Source organism: Pseudomonas sp. LB3P93 (assembly GCF_054898025.1).
This window is the reverse complement of the sequence record NZ_CM142713.1, coordinates 5,795,420-5,813,641: the sequence shown is the minus strand read 5'-3', so window position 1 is coordinate 5,813,641 and position 18,222 is coordinate 5,795,420. Positions and strand designations below refer to the sequence as shown.

At 58.0% G+C, this 18,222-nt stretch carries 17 protein-coding genes; 6 read left to right on the top strand and 11 right to left on the bottom strand.

Annotated elements, in window-relative coordinates:
• Nucleotides 1-4 precede the first annotated feature (4 nt).
• The 4 genes from ACYZT8_RS26555 to bfr all read left to right on the top strand — a co-directional run bounded on the left by ACYZT8_RS26555 (nt 5) and on the right by bfr (nt 3,713).
• Nucleotides 5-1,006 (top strand): DNA-directed RNA polymerase subunit alpha, encoded by a 1,002-nt coding sequence (locus ACYZT8_RS26555; protein ID WP_003186012.1) that lies wholly within the window; start codon nt 5-7, stop codon nt 1,004-1,006.
• A gap of 42 nt (nt 1,007-1,048) precedes the next feature.
• Complete coding sequence (rplQ, locus tag ACYZT8_RS26550) at nt 1,049-1,435, top strand: 50S ribosomal protein L17 (protein ID WP_008145500.1); 387 nt, start codon at nt 1,049-1,051, stop codon at nt 1,433-1,435.
• Between the two features lie 209 nt (nt 1,436-1,644).
• Complete coding sequence (locus ACYZT8_RS26545) at nt 1,645-3,099, top strand: catalase (protein ID WP_461977168.1); 1,455 nt, start codon at nt 1,645-1,647, stop codon at nt 3,097-3,099.
• A 149-nt stretch (nt 3,100-3,248) separates the two neighbouring features.
• Nucleotides 3,249-3,713: a bacterioferritin gene (bfr, locus tag ACYZT8_RS26540; protein ID WP_007943775.1), complete on the top strand. Its 465-nt coding sequence runs from the start codon at nt 3,249-3,251 to the stop codon at nt 3,711-3,713.
• 65 nt (nt 3,714-3,778) lie between these two features.
• On the opposite strand, the gene uvrA is transcribed toward bfr, so the two are convergent.
• A complete protein-coding gene (gene uvrA / locus ACYZT8_RS26535; protein WP_461955946.1) occupies nt 3,779-6,613 on the bottom strand; it encodes an excinuclease ABC subunit UvrA in 2,835 nt (944 codons plus the stop codon).
• Between the two features lie 191 nt (nt 6,614-6,804).
• Here uvrA and ACYZT8_RS26530 point away from each other — a divergent pair, with 191 nt between their 5' ends.
• Together ACYZT8_RS26530 and ACYZT8_RS26525 are read left to right on the top strand one after the other, a co-directional pair.
• The gene (locus ACYZT8_RS26530; RefSeq protein ID WP_461955945.1) at nt 6,805-8,202 is read left to right on the top strand and encodes an MFS transporter; all 1,398 of its coding nucleotides are present in this window, start codon (nt 6,805-6,807) and stop codon (nt 8,200-8,202) included.
• A gap of 9 nt (nt 8,203-8,211) precedes the next feature.
• Nucleotides 8,212-8,742: a single-stranded DNA-binding protein gene (locus ACYZT8_RS26525; protein WP_149420155.1), complete on the top strand. Its 531-nt coding sequence runs from the start codon at nt 8,212-8,214 to the stop codon at nt 8,740-8,742.
• 70 nt (nt 8,743-8,812) lie between these two features.
• Here ACYZT8_RS26525 and ACYZT8_RS26520 read toward each other — a convergent pair whose 3' ends face one another.
• The 10 genes from ACYZT8_RS26520 to ACYZT8_RS26475 form a co-directional block, all read right to left on the bottom strand.
• Nucleotides 8,813-11,017, bottom strand: coding sequence for an OsmC domain/YcaO domain-containing protein (locus ACYZT8_RS26520; protein WP_461977165.1), 2,205 nt, complete (start codon nt 11,015-11,017; stop codon nt 8,813-8,815).
• Nucleotides 11,018-11,175: 158 nt separating this feature from the next.
• Entirely contained in the window at nt 11,176-12,333 is a 1,158-nt protein-coding gene (locus tag ACYZT8_RS26515; RefSeq protein ID WP_461977163.1) for a glutathionylspermidine synthase family protein, read from the bottom strand.
• A 12-nt stretch (nt 12,334-12,345) separates the two neighbouring features.
• Nucleotides 12,346-13,065, bottom strand: coding sequence for a DUF1190 domain-containing protein (locus ACYZT8_RS26510; RefSeq protein WP_461977161.1), 720 nt, complete (start codon nt 13,063-13,065; stop codon nt 12,346-12,348).
• Nucleotides 13,066-13,083: 18 nt separating this feature from the next.
• Nucleotides 13,084-13,512, bottom strand: coding sequence for a DUF350 domain-containing protein (locus tag ACYZT8_RS26505; RefSeq protein ID WP_131062034.1), 429 nt, complete (start codon nt 13,510-13,512; stop codon nt 13,084-13,086).
• A gap of 14 nt (nt 13,513-13,526) precedes the next feature.
• Nucleotides 13,527-14,204: a DUF2491 family protein gene (locus ACYZT8_RS26500; RefSeq protein ID WP_461977159.1), complete on the bottom strand. Its 678-nt coding sequence runs from the start codon at nt 14,202-14,204 to the stop codon at nt 13,527-13,529.
• A complete protein-coding gene (locus ACYZT8_RS26495; RefSeq protein ID WP_461977157.1) occupies nt 14,191-15,225 on the bottom strand; it encodes an ion channel in 1,035 nt (344 codons plus the stop codon). The genes ACYZT8_RS26500 and ACYZT8_RS26495 overlap by 14 nt, the downstream gene beginning before the upstream one ends.
• Nucleotides 15,226-15,296: 71 nt before the next feature.
• Complete coding sequence (locus ACYZT8_RS26490; protein WP_461977155.1) at nt 15,297-15,860, bottom strand: rhomboid family intramembrane serine protease; 564 nt, start codon at nt 15,858-15,860, stop codon at nt 15,297-15,299.
• A gap of 169 nt (nt 15,861-16,029) precedes the next feature.
• Entirely contained in the window at nt 16,030-16,728 is a 699-nt protein-coding gene (locus ACYZT8_RS26485) for a PspA/IM30 family protein (protein WP_150638493.1), read from the bottom strand.
• Between the two features lie 24 nt (nt 16,729-16,752).
• Entirely contained in the window at nt 16,753-17,334 is a 582-nt protein-coding gene (locus tag ACYZT8_RS26480; RefSeq protein WP_461977152.1) for a YjfI family protein, read from the bottom strand.
• Nucleotides 17,335-17,616: 282 nt separating this feature from the next.
• Complete coding sequence (locus ACYZT8_RS26475; RefSeq protein WP_461977150.1) at nt 17,617-18,171, bottom strand: cysteine hydrolase family protein; 555 nt, start codon at nt 18,169-18,171, stop codon at nt 17,617-17,619.
• Between the last annotated feature and the right edge of the window lie 51 nt (nt 18,172-18,222).

Below are 18,222 nucleotides of genomic sequence, written 5' to 3'. Positions count from 1 at the left end.
ATCCATGCAGATTTCGGTAAATGAGTTCCTGACACCCCGCCATATTGATGTGCAGGTTGTCAGTCCAACCCGCGCCAAGATCACTCTCGAGCCTCTCGAGCGTGGTTTCGGCCACACCCTGGGCAACGCGCTGCGACGCATCCTGTTGTCCTCAATGCCCGGCTGTGCAGTAGTCGAGGCCGAGATTGACGGTGTGCTCCATGAGTACAGCGCCATCGAAGGCGTACAGGAAGACGTAATTGAAATCCTGTTGAACCTTAAAGGTCTGGCTATCAAGCTGCACGGTCGTGACGAAGTTACGCTGACCTTGTCGAAGAAGGGTTCGGGGGTGGTTACCGCTGCCGATATTCAGCTGGATCATGATGTCGAGATCGTTAACCCCGATCACGTAATCGCTAACCTGGCGTCTAACGGCGCCCTGAACATGAAGCTCACCGTAGCTCGTGGTCGTGGTTATGAACCGGCAGACTCGCGTCAGAGCGATGAAGACGAAAGCCGCAGCATCGGTCGCTTGCAGCTTGACTCTTCGTTCAGCCCGGTTCGCCGTATCGCATACGTGGTGGAAAACGCCCGTGTCGAGCAGCGTACTAACCTGGACAAGCTGGTTATTGATCTGGAAACCAACGGTACCCTGGATCCTGAAGAGGCTATTCGCCGCGCTGCAACCATTCTGCAACAGCAGTTGGCTGCGTTCGTCGACCTCAAAGGTGACAGTGAGCCAGTGGTTGTCGAGCAGGAAGACGAGATCGATCCGATCCTGCTTCGCCCGGTTGACGATCTGGAACTGACTGTACGTTCGGCTAACTGCCTTAAGGCGGAAAACATCTACTACATCGGTGACCTGATTCAGCGTACCGAAGTAGAGCTGTTGAAGACTCCGAACCTTGGCAAGAAATCCTTGACTGAAATCAAGGACGTTCTGGCCTCCCGCGGTCTGTCCCTCGGCATGCGCCTCGACAACTGGCCGCCTGCAAGTCTTAAGAAGGACGACAAGGCGACTGCCTGATCGTCGTAATCACCGAACGTTGTGTTTGGTAAGGAATGAACCATGCGTCATCGTAAAAGTGGTCGTCACCTGAGCCGCACTAGCTCGCACCGCAAGGCCATGTTTCAAAACATGGCAGTGTCGCTGTTCGAGCACGAGCTGATCAAAACTACACTGCCGAAAGCTAAAGAACTGCGTCGCGTTGCTGAGCCGCTGATCACTTTGGCCAAGACAGACAGCCTGGCTAACCGCCGTCTGGCTTTCGACCGCACTCGTTCGAAAGCTATCGTTGGTAAGCTCTTCAACGACCTGGGCAAGCGTTACGCTACCCGTGAGGGTGGCTACCTGCGCATCCTCAAGTGCGGTTTCCGCACTGGCGACAACGCGCCTATGGCGTACGTCGAGTTGGTTGATCGTCCTGCCGGTGGTGAAGCTGTATCCGCTGAGTAAGACGTCAGTCTGAAACGAAGAACCGGGCCTAGTGCCCGGTTTTTTGTGCGCGCTCGAAAAGCATCGCCATCGATACAAAACCCAAAACGTAATTAGAAATTTTCTATCGATAACCGCAAGTTAATGAATTTGTAGCTGTAACGTTCGTGATCAATACTCCCTCTCAGCCGATTAGCCGGCAGTTAAAGACTGACAGAGGAAGAGATCGCATGAGCCAAAATAAAACGCTTACCACCGCCAGTGGCGCTCCTGTCGCCGACAACCAGAATTCCCGTTCCGCCGGCCCCCGTGGCCCACTGCTGCTCGACGATTTCCACCTGATCGAGAAGCTTGCCCACTTCAACCGTGAGAACATCCCTGAGCGCCGTGTACACGCCAAAGGCTCGGGTGCTTACGGCACGTTCACCGTTACTCGCGACATCACTGAATACACCAGTGCCAAACTGTTTGAATCGGTCGGCAAACAAACCCCGACGTTCCTGCGGTTTTCCACTGTCGGCGGCGAACGCGGTTCGGCCGACACCGAGCGCGATCCGCGTGGTTTTGCCCTGAAGTTCTACACCGAAGAAGGTAACTGGGACATCGTTGGCAACAACACGCCCGTGTTTTTCATCCGTGATCCGCTGAAATTCCCGGACTTTATCCATACCCAAAAGCGTCTGCCGCAAAGCAATCTGAAAAGCGCACAGATGATGTGGGATTTCTGGTCGCACTCACCTGAGGCGCTGCACCAGGTCACCATTCTGTTCTCCGACCGCGGCATTCCTGACGGCTATCGTCACATGCACGGCTTCGGCAGCCACACCTACAGCCTGATCAACGCCAATGGCAAGCGGCACTGGGTGAAGTGGCACTACAAGACCCAGCAAGGGATCAAGAACCTGGCGCCTGCAGATGCTGCGCGATTGGCCGGTACCGATCCGGATTACGCGCAGCGTGACCTGTTCGGGGCGATTGAGCGCGGTGACTTCCCGAAATGGCGTGTGTGCATCCAGATCATGACCGAGGACCAGGCCGCCGCACATTACGAAAACCCGTTCGACGTGACCAAAACCTGGTCGCAGAAAGAGTTTCCGCTGATTGAAGTGGGCGAGTTGGAGCTCAACCGCAATCCGCAGAACTACTTTGCTGAAGTCGAGCAAGCGGCGTTCGGTCCGAGCAACATGGTCCCGGGTGTTAGCCTCTCGCCGGATCGCATGCTCCAGGGCCGCGTGTTCGCTTACGCCGACGCTCACCGCTACCGCATTGGCACCAACCATCAGCAACTGCCGGTGAACGCCCCTCGCAGTCCGGTGAATAGCTACCAGCGAGATGGTTCGATGGCGTACGGCAGCAATGGCGGTGCGGCACCTAACTATGAGCCGAACAGCTACGTCGAGTCGCCGAAACAAGCGCCGCGCTACGCTGAACCACCGTTGGCATTGAGCGGTGCCGCTGATCGTTACGATCATCGTGAAGACACCGACTACTACAGCCAAGCCGGTGCGTTGTTCCGACTCATGAATGACGAGCAGAAAGCGCTGCTGGTCAACAACATTGCCGGGGCGATGGGCGGTGTTTCCAGTGATGTGGTTGATCGCCAGTTGCAGCATTTCTTCAAGGCTGACCCGGCGTATGGAGAAGCAATCGCAAAGGCACTCAACGTACAGCTTAACGAAGTCTAAACGAGAAGCAGAACCGCCCTCATTTGGGCGGTTTTTGCGTTATTTAAACTACTTTTCTCAGAATATCTTCGCTTTTATCCCGCAAACGAAGTGACCAAACAGTCGCCTTGGTTCAAACTACAGACTTTCAAGCAGGGAGATGTAGGGCGATGCAAGGCCACCCAGACGTAATCGATTACCTCAACACGTTGCTGACCGGCGAACTGGCCGCGCGTGATCAATATTTCGTCCATTCGCGGATGTATGAGGACTGGGGTTTCACCAAGCTCTACGAACGTATCAACCACGAAATGGAAGAAGAAGCCGGGCACGCTGATGCCCTGATGCGCCGAATCCTGATGCTCGAAGGCACCCCTCGCATGCGTCCGGACGATCTTGATGTCGGCACTACCGTGCCGGACATGCTCGCCGCTGACCTGCGTCTGGAATACAAAGTCCGCGCTGCGCTCTGCAAGGGCATCAAACTCTGCGAGCAGCACAAGGACTATGTCAGCCGCGAGATGCTGCGGGTTCAGTTGCATGACACCGAAGAAGATCACACCTACTGGCTTGAAAAGCAGATGGGTCTGATCAAGCTGATCGGTCTTGAGAACTACCTGCAATCCCACGCCTGATTGCTCCCGATACGAAAAAGCCCCTCTCACCGATAAAGTGACAGGGGCTTTTTCATGGGCCCGAATCAGTCCCGGTCGCGAGCCAGTAGCGGCTTGAGATAGAAGCCGGTGTGAGACTGCTTCATCTCGGACACTTCTTCCGGCGTACCGACAGCAATGATCTGTCCGCCCTTTGAGCCGCCTTCCGGCCCCAGGTCCACCAGCCAGTCAGCCGTCTTGATCACATCAAGGTTGTGCTCGATCACCACTACGGTGTTGCCGTGATCGCGCAATCGATGCAGGACGTCGAGCAGTTGCTGAATATCCGCGAAGTGCAGGCCGGTGGTCGGCTCGTCGAGGATATACAGCGTCTTGCCGGTATCGCGCTTGGACAGTTCGCGGGACAGCTTAACCCGCTGGGCTTCACCGCCGGACAGCGTGGTCGCCGACTGCCCCAGCTTGATGTAGGACAGACCCACATCCATCAGCGTCTGAAGCTTGCGCGCCAGCGCCGGAACCGCATCGAAGAAAACCCGCGCTTCCTCGATGGTCATCTCGAGGGTTTCGTGGATGCTCTTGCCCTTGTACTTGATCTCAAGGGTTTCGCGGTTGTAGCGCTTGCTCTTGCAGACGTCGCACGGGACATAGATGTCCGGCAGGAAGTGCATTTCCACCTTGATCAGGCCATCGCCCTGGCACGCTTCGCAGCGTCCTCCCTTCACGTTGAAGGAGAAGCGCCCCGGGCCATAACCGCGTGAGCGGGACTCTGGTACACCGGCGAACAGTTCACGAATCGGCGTGAACAAACCGGTGTAGGTCGCCGGGTTGGAGCGCGGCGTACGGCCGATCGGGCTCTGGTCGATATCGACGACCTTGTCCAGGTGCTCAAGGCCCTTGATGCTGTCGTGCGCGGCCGCCTCAAGCGTCGTTGCTCCGTTGAGTGCCGTAGCACTCAACGGAAACAGCGTGTTGTTGATCAGTGTTGACTTGCCCGAGCCAGACACGCCGGTCACACACGTCAATAGACCAATCGGAATGTCCAGATCGACATTGCGCAAGTTGTTGCCGCGAGCACCCTTGAGGGACAGCGAAAGCTTTTTGTTACGCGGGGTGCGCTTGGCTGGAACGGCAATCTTCACTCGACCAGACAGGTATTTACCGGTCAACGAATCAGGGTGAGCCATGACCTCGGCCGGCGTACCTTCGGCGACAATATGCCCGCCGTGTACACCCGCGCCCGGGCCAATATCCACCACATAATCCGCCAGGCGAATCGCATCTTCGTCGTGCTCTACCACGATCACCGTGTTGCCGATGTCGCGCAGGTGCTTGAGCGTGCCGAGCAACCGATCGTTATCACGTTGGTGCAGACCAATCGACGGCTCATCGAGGATGTACAGAACCCCTACCAGACCGGCGCCAATCTGACTGGCCAAACGAATCCGTTGAGCTTCACCGCCGGACAATGTGTCGGCACTGCGATCCAGCGAAAGATAATCGAGCCCAACGTTGACCAGGAACTGCAGGCGCTCGCGAATTTCCTTGAGAATCTTGTCGGCAATTTCGCCGCGGCGACCGGTGAGCTTCAGCACGCCGAAATACTCACAGGCATCGCCAATCGGCAGATTGGTCACCGCCGGCAGCGTCTTCTCACCTACCCAAACGTGCCGCGCCTCTCGACGCAAGCGCGTGCCACGGCAATCCGGGCAAGGCTGGGTGCTGAGGAATTTGGCCAGTTCTTCACGCACCGAAGCCGACTCGGTTTCGCGGTAGCGGCGTTCCAGGTTCGGCACGATGCCTTCGAACGGGTGCGAGCGTTTGACGATGTCGCCGCGGTCGTTCAGGTATTTGAAGTCAACGTTTTGCGAGCCGCTACCGTGCAGGATGTATTTCTGCTGATCGGCCGGCAGGTCGTTGAACGGCACTTCGAGGCTGAACTTGTAGTGCGAAGCCAGCGAGCCGAGCATCTGGAAGTAATAGACGTTGCGCCTGTCCCACCCGCGAATCGCGCCCTCGGCCAGCGTCAGCTCGCCGTTCACCAAACGCTTGATGTCGAAGAACTGCTTCACCCCCAGACCATCGCACGTCGGGCAAGCGCCGGCCGGGTTGTTGAAGGAGAACAGCTTGGGTTCCAGTTCGCTGATTGCATGGCCGCAAATCGGGCAAGCGAAGCGCGCGGAGAAGATGATCTCTTCGCCGGGCTCGTCGTCCATCGGCGCGACCAGAGCAATGCCATCCGCCAGCTTCAGCGCGGTCTCGAACGACTCGGCCAGGCGCTGTTGCAGATCGGCGCGGACCTTGAAGCGGTCGACCACGACATCGATTGAGTGCTTCTTCTGTTTATCCAGCTTCGGCAACTCGTCCAGCTCGCAGAGCCGGCCGTTGACCCGAGCCCGCACAAAACCCTGAGCGCGCAGTTCTTCGAAGACCGACAAGTGTTCGCCTTTGCGCTCGCGAATCACCGGGGCCAGCAGCATCAGCTTGCTGCCCTCCGGCTGGGCGAGGACCAGGTCGACCATCTGGCTGACGGTTTGCGCTTCCAGCGGAATGTCGTGATCCGGGCAGCGTGGAATACCAACGCGTGCGTAAAGCAAACGCAGGTAGTCGTAGATTTCGGTGATGGTGCCGACCGTCGAGCGCGGGTTGTGCGAGGTCGATTTCTGCTCGATGGAAATGGCTGGCGACAAACCTTCGATGGTGTCGACGTCAGGTTTTTCCATCATCGACAAAAACTGCCGGGCATAAGCCGACAGTGATTCGACGTAGCGGCGCTGGCCTTCGGCATACAGCGTGTCGAATGCCAGGGACGATTTGCCGGATCCGGACAAGCCGGTGATGACGATCAGTTTGTCCCGTGGCAGGGTCAGGTCGATGTTCTTCAGGTTGTGGGTTCGGGCCCCACGAATCAGGATCTTGTCCAAAGTGGCCTCGCTTGGCGGGCGTCGAAAACGTAGGAGTATACGGCCAAATACTGGATGGATGCACACTATCAAACGAGCGGGATGATGTCTTACATGAAGAGTCTGTCAGCGGAGCGCGTCAAAGCGTCGCGATATACCCCGTCAATCGATGGGACTGGTAGAATCGCCGCCGGTTCACATGAGGTTTTTCCATGCACGATCCCCACAGCGAACGCATGAGTGGCAGTGAGACCCGCGCAGCAAGCGGTCTGGCCCTTGTGTTCGCCTTCCGTATGCTTGGCATGTTCATGGTGTTGCCGGTACTGGCGACCTATGGGATGGATCTGGCGGGAGCGACCCCGGCCCTCATCGGGCTGGCGATTGGCGCTTATGGCCTGACCCAGGCAATTTTCCAGATTCCTTTCGGCTTCATTTCCGATCGCATCGGCCGCCGTCCGGTGATTTACCTCGGGCTGATTATCTTCGCCCTCGGCAGTGTGCTGGCGGCCAATGCCGATTCGATCTGGGGCGTCATCGCCGGACGTATCCTGCAAGGCGCCGGGGCGATATCCGCAGCGGTGATGGCCCTGCTGTCAGACCTGACCCGGGAACAGCATCGGACCAAAGCCATGGCCATGATCGGTATGACGATTGGTCTGTCGTTCGCTGTGGCCATGGTTGTAGGACCGTTGCTGACCCGCGCCTTTGGTCTGTCCGGGCTGTTCCTCGCCACGGGCGGCATGGCGCTGTTTGGCATCGTGATCGTGATGTTCATGGTGCCGCGGTCCACCGGCCCGTTGCAGCACCGTGAGTCCGGCGTCGCGCGTTCGGCGCTGATACCGACTCTCAAACATCCGGACCTGTTGCGCCTGGACCTGGGCATTTTTGTGTTGCACGCGATGTTGATGTCGAGCTTCGTTGCATTGCCCCTGGCCCTGGTCGAAAAAGCCGGGCTGCCCAAAGAGCAGCACTGGTGGGTCTACCTCACCGCGCTGCTGATTTCCTTCTTCGCCATGATCCCGTTCATTATCTACGGCGAGAAGAAACGCAAAATGAAACGAGTTTTATTGGGCGCGGTGCTGACGCTGATGCTCACTGAGCTATTCTTCTGGCAGTTCGGCGATAGCCTGCGGGCTCTGGTGATTGGCACGGTGGTTTTCTTTACCGCGTTCAATCTACTGGAAGCTTCGTTGCCATCGCTGATCAGCAAGGTTTCACCGGCCGGCGGCAAGGGCACGGCGATGGGGGTTTATTCCACCAGCCAGTTCCTCGGTTCGGCACTGGGCGGGATCCTCGGCGGCTGGATGTTCCAGCACGGCGGTTTGTCGGTTGTATTCCTCGGATGCGCCGGCCTGGCTGCCCTCTGGCTGGCCTTTGCTGTTACCATGCGCGAACCACCTTACGTGACGAGCCTGCGCTTGCCGTTGTCGCCCGAGGCGATCCGCGAAGCGGGTCTGGTCGAGCGCCTGAAGGCCGTCGTAGGGGTAACAGATGCAGTGATCGTCGAAGATGAAGCGGCGATTTACATAAAATTGGACACCGAACTATTGGATCGCACCACCCTTGAGCGCCTGGTGAATAACCCGGCCGGGGCAGCGTGCGTAGCCTAGGAGAACGTTATGGCCCGTGGGGTTAACAAAGTCATATTGGTCGGCACTTGCGGCCAGGATCCCGAAGTTCGCTACTTGCCTAACGGTAACGCCGTGACCAACCTGAGTCTGGCGACCAGCGAACAGTGGACCGACAAGCAAACCGGTCAGAAGGTCGAGAAGACCGAATGGCACCGTGTTTCGATGTTCGGCAAGGTTGCCGAGATCGCCGGTGAATACCTGCGTAAAGGTTCGCAGGTCTACATCGAAGGCAAGCTGCAGACCCGCGAGTGGGAAAAAGACGGTATCAAGCGTTACACCACCGAAATCGTGGTCGACATGCAAGGCACCATGCAACTGCTCGGCGGCCGTCCACAACAGGGCGACCAACAAGGCGGGGGCAATAACTACCAGCAGTCCGCTCCGGCCCCGCGCCAGCAGGCTCCGCGTCCGCAGCAGTCGTCAGCACCGCAACAGTCGCGTCAGGCTCCGGCTCCACAGCAGGCTGCTCCGCAACCGGCTCCGGATTTCGACAGCTTTGATGACGATATCCCGTTCTGATCCGCAGCTTTTTCAGAACCGTAAACAAAAAAAGCGAAGCCATCTGGCTTCGCTTTTTTGTTGGCGCTGTTTAACGGGATAAAGCAGTCACGTTGGCCCGAGCGGTGTGCAGTTTCTTGTAGCTCTCGATCAACCGCAGGTGCCTATCGAGCCCCTCCAGTTTCATGCTGGTCGGCGTCAAACCATGGAAGCGCACGCTGCCGTCCACCGAGCCGATCGCTGCATCCGTCCGCTCGCTGCCAAACATCCGGCGGAAGTTGGCCTCGTAGTCTTCCAGTTCCAGGTCTTCGTCCAGCTTCATCTCCAGCACCACATTGACAGCCTGGTAGAACAAGCCGCGCTCAACCGTGTTGTCGTTGTACTGCAGGAACATTTCCACCGCCTCTTTCGCCTCTTCATACTGCTGCAAGGCGAGATAAATCAGCAGCTTCAATTCCAGGATCGTCAGCTGACCCCAGGCGGTATTGTCGTCAAATTCGATGCCGATCAAGGACGTGATGTCGGTGTAGTCGTCCAGTTCACTTTCCACCAGACGCTCAACCAGCGCTTTCAGCTCCTCTTCGTCCAGGCGATGCAGGTTCAGGATGTCGGCGCGGAAGAACAGCGCTTTGTTGGTGTTATCCCAGATCAGATCGTCTGCAGGATAGATTTCCGAATAGTCCGGTACCAGGATGCGGCAGGCCGTCGCGCCGATGTGCTCGTAGACCGCCATGTAAACTTCTTTGCCCATGCCTTTGAGAATGCCGAATAAGGTCGCGGCTTCGTCGGTATTGGAGTTTTCACCCTGGCCGGAGAAGTCCCACTCCACGAACTCGTAATCCGACTTGGAGCTGAAGAAGCGCCACGACACCACGCCGCTGGAGTCGATGAAGTGCTCGACGAAGTTATTCGGCTCGGTCACCGCGTGACCTTCAAACGTCGGCTGAGGCAAGTCGTTGAGGCCTTCGAAGCTGCGGCCCTGGAGCAATTCGGTGAGGCTACGTTCCAGCGCCACTTCCAGGCTCGGGTGCGCGCCGAACGAGGCGAACACACCGCCAGTACGCGGGTTCATCAACGTGACGCACATCACCGGGAATTCACCGCCCAGGGACGCATCCTTCACCAGCACGGGGAACCCTTGCTCTTCCAGCGCCTGAATACCGGCCAGTATCCCGGGGTACTTCGCCAGCACGTCGGCCGGCACATCCGGCAGGGCAAATTCACCTTCGATGATTTCGCGTTTGACCGCGCGCTCGAAGATCTCCGACAGGCACTGCACCTGGGCTTCGGCCAGCGTGTTGCCGGCACTCATGCCGTTGCTCAGGAACAGGTTTTCAATCAGGTTGGACGGGAAATACACCACCTCGCCATCGGACTGGCGCACGTACGGCAGCGAGCAGATGCCGCGCTCTTCATTGCCCGAGTTGGTATCGATCAGATGGGAACCACGCAGCTCGCCGTCGCGGTTGTAGATCTTCAGGCAGTACGCGTCGAGAATCTCGGTCGGCAGTTCATCTTTACGGCCAGGCTTGAACCAGCGTTCGTCCGGGTAGTGCACGAACGCCGCGTTGGCGATGTCTTCGCCCCAGAACTGGTCGTTGTAGAAGAAGTTGCAGTTGAGTCGCTCGATAAACTCGCCCAACGCCGACGCCAGCGCGCCTTCCTTGGTTGCACCCTTGCCGTTGGTGAAACACATCGGTGAGTGCGCATCGCGGATATGCAGCGACCAGACATTGGGCACGATATTGCGCCACGAGGCGATTTCAATCTTCATGCCCAGGTCCGCCAGAATGGCCGACATATTGGCGATGGTTTGCTCCAGCGGCAGATCCTTGCCGGCGATATAAGTGCTCGCCTCTGAACTGGAAGCCGGCATCAGCAACGCCTGGGCATCGGCGTCGAGGTTGTCCACCTCTTCGATCACAAACTCAGGCCCGGCCTGCACCACTTTTTTCACGGTGCAACGGTCGATGGAACGCAGGATGCCTTGGCGGTCCTTGTCGGAGATGTCCGCCGGCAACTCGACCTGGATCTTGAAAATCTGGTTGTAGCGGTTTTCCGGGTCAACAATATTGTTCTGCGACAGGCGGATGTTATCCGTGGGGATATTGCGCGTGCTGCAGTACAACTTCACAAAGTACGCCGCGCACAACGCCGACGAAGCCAGGAAGTAGTCGAACGGGCCCGGTGCCGAGCCATCGCCCTTGTAGCGGATAGGTTGATCGGCCACCACCGTGAAGTCATCGAACTTGGCTTCAAGTCGAAGGTTGTCGAGAAAGTTGACCTTGATTTCCATGGGGGATTACCAGAATAACGGCTAGACGATTTGGCCGCCATTATCCGGCTTTTCAGCGGTAAGTCTTGTGGTTGTCTAGTTTTCGATCAGGTTTACACCTGTTTCGCCCCAGCGCCCGATGCACGGCACCGGGCCTTTTTAATGGGGCGATAGAGGGGTCAGTCGAGTATCAGATGCGGCAAGAACCGGCTCGAATCCTTGGTGATCAAGCTGTTGTCCTCGCGCACACCGATACCGGCCGCCTGATCGCCGATCACCCAGGAACCGATCAGCGTGTAGCTGTCGCCGAACTGCGGAAGCGGCGCGAACTCCTGAAGGATAAACGGCGCATCGGTGTAGGGCCCGTCCTCTTTCACGATCAGACCGTCGGCTGTTTGCAGCTCGATGTTGGCGCCTTCCCGCGAGAAGAACGGCTTGCGCACCCAGCCTTTCGGCACGGCTTTGCCCGGATCGGTATCCAGATGCGCTGCAAGCAGATTCGGATGACCTTTGTTGAACTCCCACAATAGCGGCAGGATGCCTTTGTTGGAGATGATGGATTTCCACGCTGGCTCGAAAAACTGCGTATCACTCTGGGCAATCGCTGCACCAAAGGGCTCGTGGAAGATGAATTCCCAGGCGTGCAGCTTGAACAGGTGAGGAATCCAGCGATCTTCGAGGTCGACGAAACGTCCGTCGCTGGTCAGGCCGATGTCTTCGATATCGATGTGGCGTGATTCGATGCCGACTTTTTCCGCCACCAGCCGCAGGTAGTCGGTAGTGCCCTTGTCTTCGACCGAATCTTTCATCGAAGCGAAGTAGAAGGGCTGTTTGAGCTGCAATTGAGCGAAGGCCTGATGCAGTTTGGTGTCGATGCTGTTGAACTGGTCGGCATGCTTGGGCAGCAAACCGCGTTCGATGCACTGCTCCAGCCAACCCCACTGAAACGCCGCGGCCTCATACAGGCTGGTTGGCGTGTCGTAGTTGAGTTCCAGCAACTTGGCGGGGCCGGTGCCGTTGTAGGAGAAGTCCATGCGTCCGTACAGGTGCGGATGACCTTCGAGCCATGAGGTGCGAACCAAGTCGAAGAATGGCGCGGGAATGCTCAGGCGCTCCAGCAACTCCTCGCTCTGTACCACGCGGGCCACCAGGTCCATGCACATCTCATGAATCTCGGTGGTCGGGTCTTCGAGATCGTTCTCGATCTGCTTGAGCGAGAACTGGTAGTACGCGCTCTCGTCCCAGTAGGGTTCGTTGTCGATGGTATGGAACAGAAAGCCGAGACCCTCGGCCGTCTGTTTCCAGTCAGGACGCTCTGCGCATTGGATTTTCTTCATGGCCCGGTTTCCTTAACTGCTCGACCCGCCGCCGCCCCAGCCGCTGCGTGCGCTGGCCTTGCTGCCAAAACCGCCACGGGAGGTGGACGAGGCTACGGAAACCGGCTTGCTGGTAGAAGAACGGACCGAGTCGGCGTAGTTGCTGCTGCCGTACCTCGCCTGATTGGACTTGTTAAACGTCGAACCCTTGGAAATCCGCTGACTGAGTGTCGAGTTCGAATAGCTGCCGCGATCATCGCGATAGCGGTACACCGGCTCCGAGTAATAGCTGTTGCGGTTGCTGCTCAGCATATTGCCGATCAGCAGGCCGGTCAGCAGGCTGCTGGTGGAGAAGCCTGAGCCGCCACTGTTCGCCGCTTCCGAGGCGGGTAATTGCGCCTTGGCCGCGTCCACCTGGGATTGGGTGACCTGGCCATCGGCGGTCAGTTCGAAACCGCCGAGCTTGGGGATGAACTTGCCGGCGGAGTCCTGCTGGCACCAGTCGGCGACAAAGTCGGCATCGCAATCGGCCTGGCTGTCGTACACCGGCGCAATGCGGCGATGCTCGGCCATGGCCGTCATGTAGGCGTCCGAGCAGACGTCTACGGGAAGCTTTTCATCGGCACACTGCTGAACGGACTGGAAGTTGTATTTCTTCTGCACCGGGTAAGTTTTTTCCGTCGGCCCGCAGCCTGATATCGCCATAGCGACCGAGGCTGCCAGCGACAGTTGAACGTACTTGCTTCGTTTCATCGGGAGCTCCGTGCGCAATCAGTTCGGGGTTGGGGTCATGCAGGCGGCGTTCAACATGCCAACGCTGATGGCCACGGCCGCGACATAGACACCCGCCGCGATTTCGCCTTTCTTGATCCGTTCAGAAGTGCCTTTCAACACCAGGCTGGTCACCAGGAACGCCAGCAGTTGCACGACTGCCGCGATCAGCGACCAGACGACGAAGTCGAGCAGGCTGATCGAGTAGGCAATCACATTGCTGGCCGGAATCGCGAAACCGATGAGCGCTCCGCCCAGAGCGATTGCGGCTGCGACGTTGCCCGAGCGGATCAGTTCGAATTCCTTGTGCGGTGTGATACGGGTGTAGATGAACTGGAACAGCGCGAACAGCACAGCGGCGCCGAGGATGTACGCGACAAACCCGAACACGGCGGCTTTGTTCAGAGAGATGGAGAGTGCTTCGAGCATGGACTGCTTCCTTTTTAGAACGTATTCAGGTCGGTTGTGTACAGCGAGATGCCCAGCGACGTGCTCAAACTGATGGTGCCTTCGGCGTCTTCTTCGACGGAAAACAGCAGGAACTCCCGGCGATCGGTCAGGCCGGTTTCACGGGCGTACAGCATCGAACGGTGCTCGATGTTGTAGGACTCCTCCGGATTTTTCAGCTGTTCGCTCAATGCCACCAATTCGGTCTGACCATTCTCGGTGCCCCATTCGCGGGTGTATTCGACGCCGTTATGGGTGTAGGTCGGCAGCCCGATCAGGCTCTGCGGACCGGCCAGTCGACGCAGCTCTGCTTCGCTGCTGATGGTGATGTAACTGAGGTAGTTGAACAGAATCACCGACTCGACCTGTCCGGCAATGTCACCGGTAGTGTGCACCTGCAGCCAGTAATCTTCGTCGTTCATGTAATAGCGCGACAGCCAGGTCGATTGCCCGAGATCGACGGTGCCGTTGCTCCAGATCTGCTGGGACCCCGGGATGGTTACCGTGGTGTTGCCGTCGAGCAACAATCTCAGGGAGGTGTCGAACATCACGCCCTTGCCCAATCCCAGGCCCAATGGCCCGGTGGCTGGCGGCGAGGTTTCGTTGGCGGTCCATTTCGACTCTGGGGTCGCGTTCGGGGCCTCAAGCCCCATCAACTGTTTAAACCATCCCATTGGAGATTTCCTTGAGGCGAGTGGAGGCGATGTAGAAGAGTTCGCCGCCCTCAATGCGCGTAGCGCTGGGCGGGTTGATCGACGGTTGTTGGGCACCTTTGGCGCGATAGCCGATGAGCGTGGCGTTGTGGTGTTCTTTCATCCGAGTGTACAGATCGCCGAACGTGGCTTCGAAGGCCTCGGGCAGTTTCATCAGGTATTGGGTGGCGCCCTGGCCGACGCACAGCAATTCATTGATGACCACTGACGAGCCCGGATCCTGAGAGGCGCGCACCAGCATCTCGATGGCCATGCTTGAGGTGCATTCCAGGCTGGGGGCATAGGCACTGGCGAGCGCAGCGACTTCACTGTCATTGAAATGGGCGACCACATGCCCGACAGGTTTCAGTTGATTGACCGCCAGCACGGTGGCCAGGGTCAGGTCGTCTGAATGGGTTCGCACCAGGACGCGTTCGGCACCCGGAACGCCGGCGCGCAGCAGCAACGCCACAGAGGACAGGCTTTCACCTTTGATGAAGGTCGCTTTGCCCGGCATCGGGTTTTCTTCAAGGGTGCAATCGCAAATGACGATCAGGTTGTCGTTCGAGGTTTCGTCCTGAAGCAACAATTCAATGACCCGCTCACTGGACGCGCCTTCCCAGCCGATGAGAACCGTATGGCCGACCTTGCCGGTGAAATCGCCTTTGCCCTTCATGCCTTTTCTCCATGCATCGATGACGCTGCTGGTAGTTTTGCCAATGGCTGCCGTCAGCAGCGCAATGCCCCCGAGCATGACCCAGGTGGCCACGAAAATACGTCCCGCCGCTGTCTGTGGCGCGAGATCGCCATAGCCGACGGTGAGTGTGGTGGTGAGATAGAAGTAAGTAAACGTGGCGGGGGCGGTGAGGTGTTGTTCGCCCAGAAACACCAGGCCCAGATACGCCGCGATCAGGTGCACGCCCAAGGCAATGACCAGGCCTGCCCAGCCGAAGCGGTGGAAGAGGGACGAGGCGTACCTGCGCAACAAAAGGAAAATCGACATTTCGTCCCTGACTCCGTGGGTACTCGTTCCTGGCGATTTCATCGCCTCGGCGTCTGAATGCGCAAGTGCGTTCAACCGGCGGCATTAAACCTGCTGCGCGATGCGGAGAAAAGTACCTTCGCTGCAATAAATCCGGCGAGTGCACCGAAGAGATGACCTTCGAATGAAACGCCCTGGCGAGGAAGGAAGCCAAATATCAGGCCGCCATAGAGCAGGGCCACGACGCCGGCCGTTATCAGGTTGCCCCAGCTTCTGTGGAACCAGGCGCGGGACAGGAGGTAGGCCCATAACCCGAATACCCAGCCGCTGGCACCAATGTGGACGCCTGCAAAACCGAATAGCCAGACCAGCGAGCCGCCCAGCAAAATAATGATCGCGCTGACGGCAATGAAGCGGTTGAGCCCTTCGATAATGACCAGGGTGCCCAGTATCAAAAAGGCCACCAGGTTTGCGCTCAGGTGCGCAAAGGACGCGTGCAGAAAAGGCGAGGTGATGATGCCGAGCAGACCGTGCACGGTTCTCGGAATCAGGCCGAATGCCATGAGGCTGTAGCCGGTTGCAACGTTGAGCAGTTGCAGTGCGACCATGACGAGGGCCAGGCCGGCGATTGTCTTGAAACCCTTCAGGGCATCCATCCTTGACCTCGAATCAACGAAAACTGAAACGCAATCCATTGTGGGAGCGAGCCTGCTCCGGGCGGCGTTCCGACGATGGCGATGTATCAGTCAGCATTAATGTCGACTGGCAGATCGCAATCGCTAGCAGGCTAGCTCCCACAGGTTATGCGTTCGGCGGCGGAATCGGTTACTCAGCCGATTTCTGCTTCAGGCGTTCCAGAATCGCGTTGGCGCTGCCCGCGTCCGGTGTGATGCCGGCTTCGCGCAGTTTGCGTTCCAGGTCAGTGCCGGTCGACGCATCGGCCAGTTGGTCCTGGGCTTCCAGTTCAGCAGCGCGTTGCTGCTGCTTGGCCTGCAGACGGTTCAGCGTGCCGACGGCAGTTTCCAGCTTGCCGTTGGCGCCGCCACTGGCAATCGAAGCGCTGACCTGGGCTTTCTGTACGCTTTCGCGGGCCTTGGCCATGTCGACTTGCTGGCGCAGGCTTTTGATGCGGTTTTCGGCCTTGGTGATGTCTTTGCGCATGTTTTCAGCGTAACCGCCGAATTCAGTGGCCTGCTTCTGCTCGACGTCCAGTTCGTTGGTCAGGGTCGAAATGGCTTCGGCCACTTCCAGCGCCAGGTCTTCACGGTTGGCCTGGATCGCAGCCAGGGCCTTGGATTCCAGGTCCTTGATCTTGGCGTTGTACTCGCTGACGCGATCAGCCGACAGTTTGTGCTTGGCCATGATGGTGACCAGCTCACGCTTGGCGTTGGCCAGGGCGCTGTCAGCATCGCGAATTTCCTGGTCGAGGATACGCAGGGCCTGTTGGTCGACGATCGATTCGCCGACTTCGTTGGCACCGCCGCGCAGCGCGGTGAACAATTTGCTCCAGATGGACTGAGTCATTGGATATTCCCTATTCCCGAATAATTAATTGAAGAAACGTTCGAAGGCTTCGCTGGCGCGCTGGACGTTGTCGACCAGGGTTTTAACCTCGGTCACGATGTTCGTCAGGCTGGAGTCGGAGCTCAGCGCGCCGAACATGTTGTAAACAACCTGCCCGTTCGGCATGGACTCGATACCGATCGAGGACAGCGGGAACATCTCCCGGCTGCGCAGCACGGCGTCATTGAAGGCCGGTACGTCGTTGATGGATTCGACGTCGACCAGAACGGTATCGACGATGATCTGTTCGCCCACCACCGCGATGTAAATAGGCAAGCCACCGAAATCGTTCATTTCCAGCTTGATGCTGGACTCGGAGCCTTGAACGAGAGAAAGCGTGATGTCGTTCGAAACCACTTCGTCCAGGGCTTGAAGGGCGCTGAAGAGGCGATCGATGTTCCAGTTAGTACCTGCGCTCATGTAATTCTCCGACATGAATGAGCCAGCCAGAATCGGTTGGCGAAGCTGTTTCTCCATCTGCTTGAGCAGGCTTCGGTTTTCGGGAAGCACCCAAGTCTCGTGTTTCACATAACCGGCGGCACCCAGGCCCGCGCGCATCTGCTTCATGTAAAAGCTCGACGGTTTTTTCGCGGACGGTTTCGCGCGCTCTCCCTTGCGGCTTGCTGTATCGGTATCGGGCCCGGTTGGGGGGCTCGATGGAGAGCTGCTTTTCATGGAGCTGACCTCGTAGTGAAAAACTCACGCGTGGGAAACACTACAGGCAATTTTTGCCACTCTCAATAGCTCACGCGTGAGATTTTTTGTATTACTTTTCCTGACCCACGGAAAAGGCCCGCAGCGCTAAAACGCGGCGGGCCCTTTTCGGAATTTGATCAATAGGTTAAGACGTTAGTGGCTGGCCGCCAGGAATTCGTCAGTGGAGATCACGCTCGCATAGGCGAATCCCAGGGCCGACATGAAGGCCGCGTGAACGTGGGCAGCTGGCACCGTGACACCGTTGAACTCCAGGTCACGTGAGGCACAGGCATCGTGGATCACGGTAACGGTGTAGCCGAAATCGGCAGCGGCGCGGGTGATGCCATCGACGCACATGTGGCTCATGCTGCCGACAACCACCAGTTCCTTGATGCCTTGCTCGTCGAGGATCGACTTCAGTTCGGTTTCACGGAACGAGTTGACGAAGTGCTTGAGCACCACCGGCTCATCGGCGCGGTTCAAGACTTTGGGGTGCAGCTTCGCGCCTTCCGAACCTGGGGTGAAGAAAGGGGCTTCTTCGGAGGTGAATTCGTGACGGATGTGCACCACCGAATCACCGGCATCGCGAAAGGCTTTGAGCAGACGGACGGCGTTGTCGGCTGCAGCGTCGGCGCCGACCAGCGGCCACTTGCCTTGGGGGAAGTAGTCATTTTGGATATCGACTACGATGAGTGCTTGCTTGGCCATGACTGATTCCTCGAAATGTGTGCGTTGGGTGTGGAATGAAGTATTGGCTCT

Excerpts from the sequence above, each read along its gene's own strand:
- ACYZT8_RS26555 (WP_003186012.1), top strand. The coding sequence starts at position 5 with ATGCAGATTTCGGTAAATGAGTTCCTGACACCCCGCCATATTGATGTG.
- rplQ (WP_008145500.1), top strand. The coding sequence starts at position 1,049 with ATGCGTCATCGTAAAAGTGGTCGTCACCTGAGCCGCACTAGCTCGCAC.
- ACYZT8_RS26545 (WP_461977168.1), top strand. The coding sequence starts at position 1,645 with ATGAGCCAAAATAAAACGCTTACCACCGCCAGTGGCGCTCCTGTCGCC.
- bfr (WP_007943775.1), top strand. The coding sequence starts at position 3,249 with ATGCAAGGCCACCCAGACGTAATCGATTACCTCAACACGTTGCTGACC.
- ACYZT8_RS26530 (WP_461955945.1), top strand. The coding sequence starts at position 6,805 with ATGCACGATCCCCACAGCGAACGCATGAGTGGCAGTGAGACCCGCGCA.
- ACYZT8_RS26525 (WP_149420155.1), top strand. The coding sequence starts at position 8,212 with ATGGCCCGTGGGGTTAACAAAGTCATATTGGTCGGCACTTGCGGCCAG.
- ACYZT8_RS26520 (WP_461977165.1), bottom strand. The coding sequence starts at position 11,017 with ATGGAAATCAAGGTCAACTTTCTCGACAACCTTCGACTTGAAGCCAAG.
- ACYZT8_RS26515 (WP_461977163.1), bottom strand. The coding sequence starts at position 12,333 with ATGAAGAAAATCCAATGCGCAGAGCGTCCTGACTGGAAACAGACGGCC.
- ACYZT8_RS26510 (WP_461977161.1), bottom strand. The coding sequence starts at position 13,065 with ATGAAACGAAGCAAGTACGTTCAACTGTCGCTGGCAGCCTCGGTCGCT.
- ACYZT8_RS26505 (WP_131062034.1), bottom strand. The coding sequence starts at position 13,512 with ATGCTCGAAGCACTCTCCATCTCTCTGAACAAAGCCGCCGTGTTCGGG.
- ACYZT8_RS26500 (WP_461977159.1), bottom strand. The coding sequence starts at position 14,204 with ATGGGATGGTTTAAACAGTTGATGGGGCTTGAGGCCCCGAACGCGACC.
- ACYZT8_RS26495 (WP_461977157.1), bottom strand. The coding sequence starts at position 15,225 with ATGTCGATTTTCCTTTTGTTGCGCAGGTACGCCTCGTCCCTCTTCCAC.
- ACYZT8_RS26490 (WP_461977155.1), bottom strand. The coding sequence starts at position 15,860 with ATGGATGCCCTGAAGGGTTTCAAGACAATCGCCGGCCTGGCCCTCGTC.
- ACYZT8_RS26485 (WP_150638493.1), bottom strand. The coding sequence starts at position 16,728 with ATGACTCAGTCCATCTGGAGCAAATTGTTCACCGCGCTGCGCGGCGGT.
- ACYZT8_RS26480 (WP_461977152.1), bottom strand. The coding sequence starts at position 17,334 with ATGAAGCAGATGCGCGCGGGCCTGGGTGCCGCCGGTTATGTGAAACAC.
- ACYZT8_RS26475 (WP_461977150.1), bottom strand. The coding sequence starts at position 18,171 with ATGGCCAAGCAAGCACTCATCGTAGTCGATATCCAAAATGACTACTTC.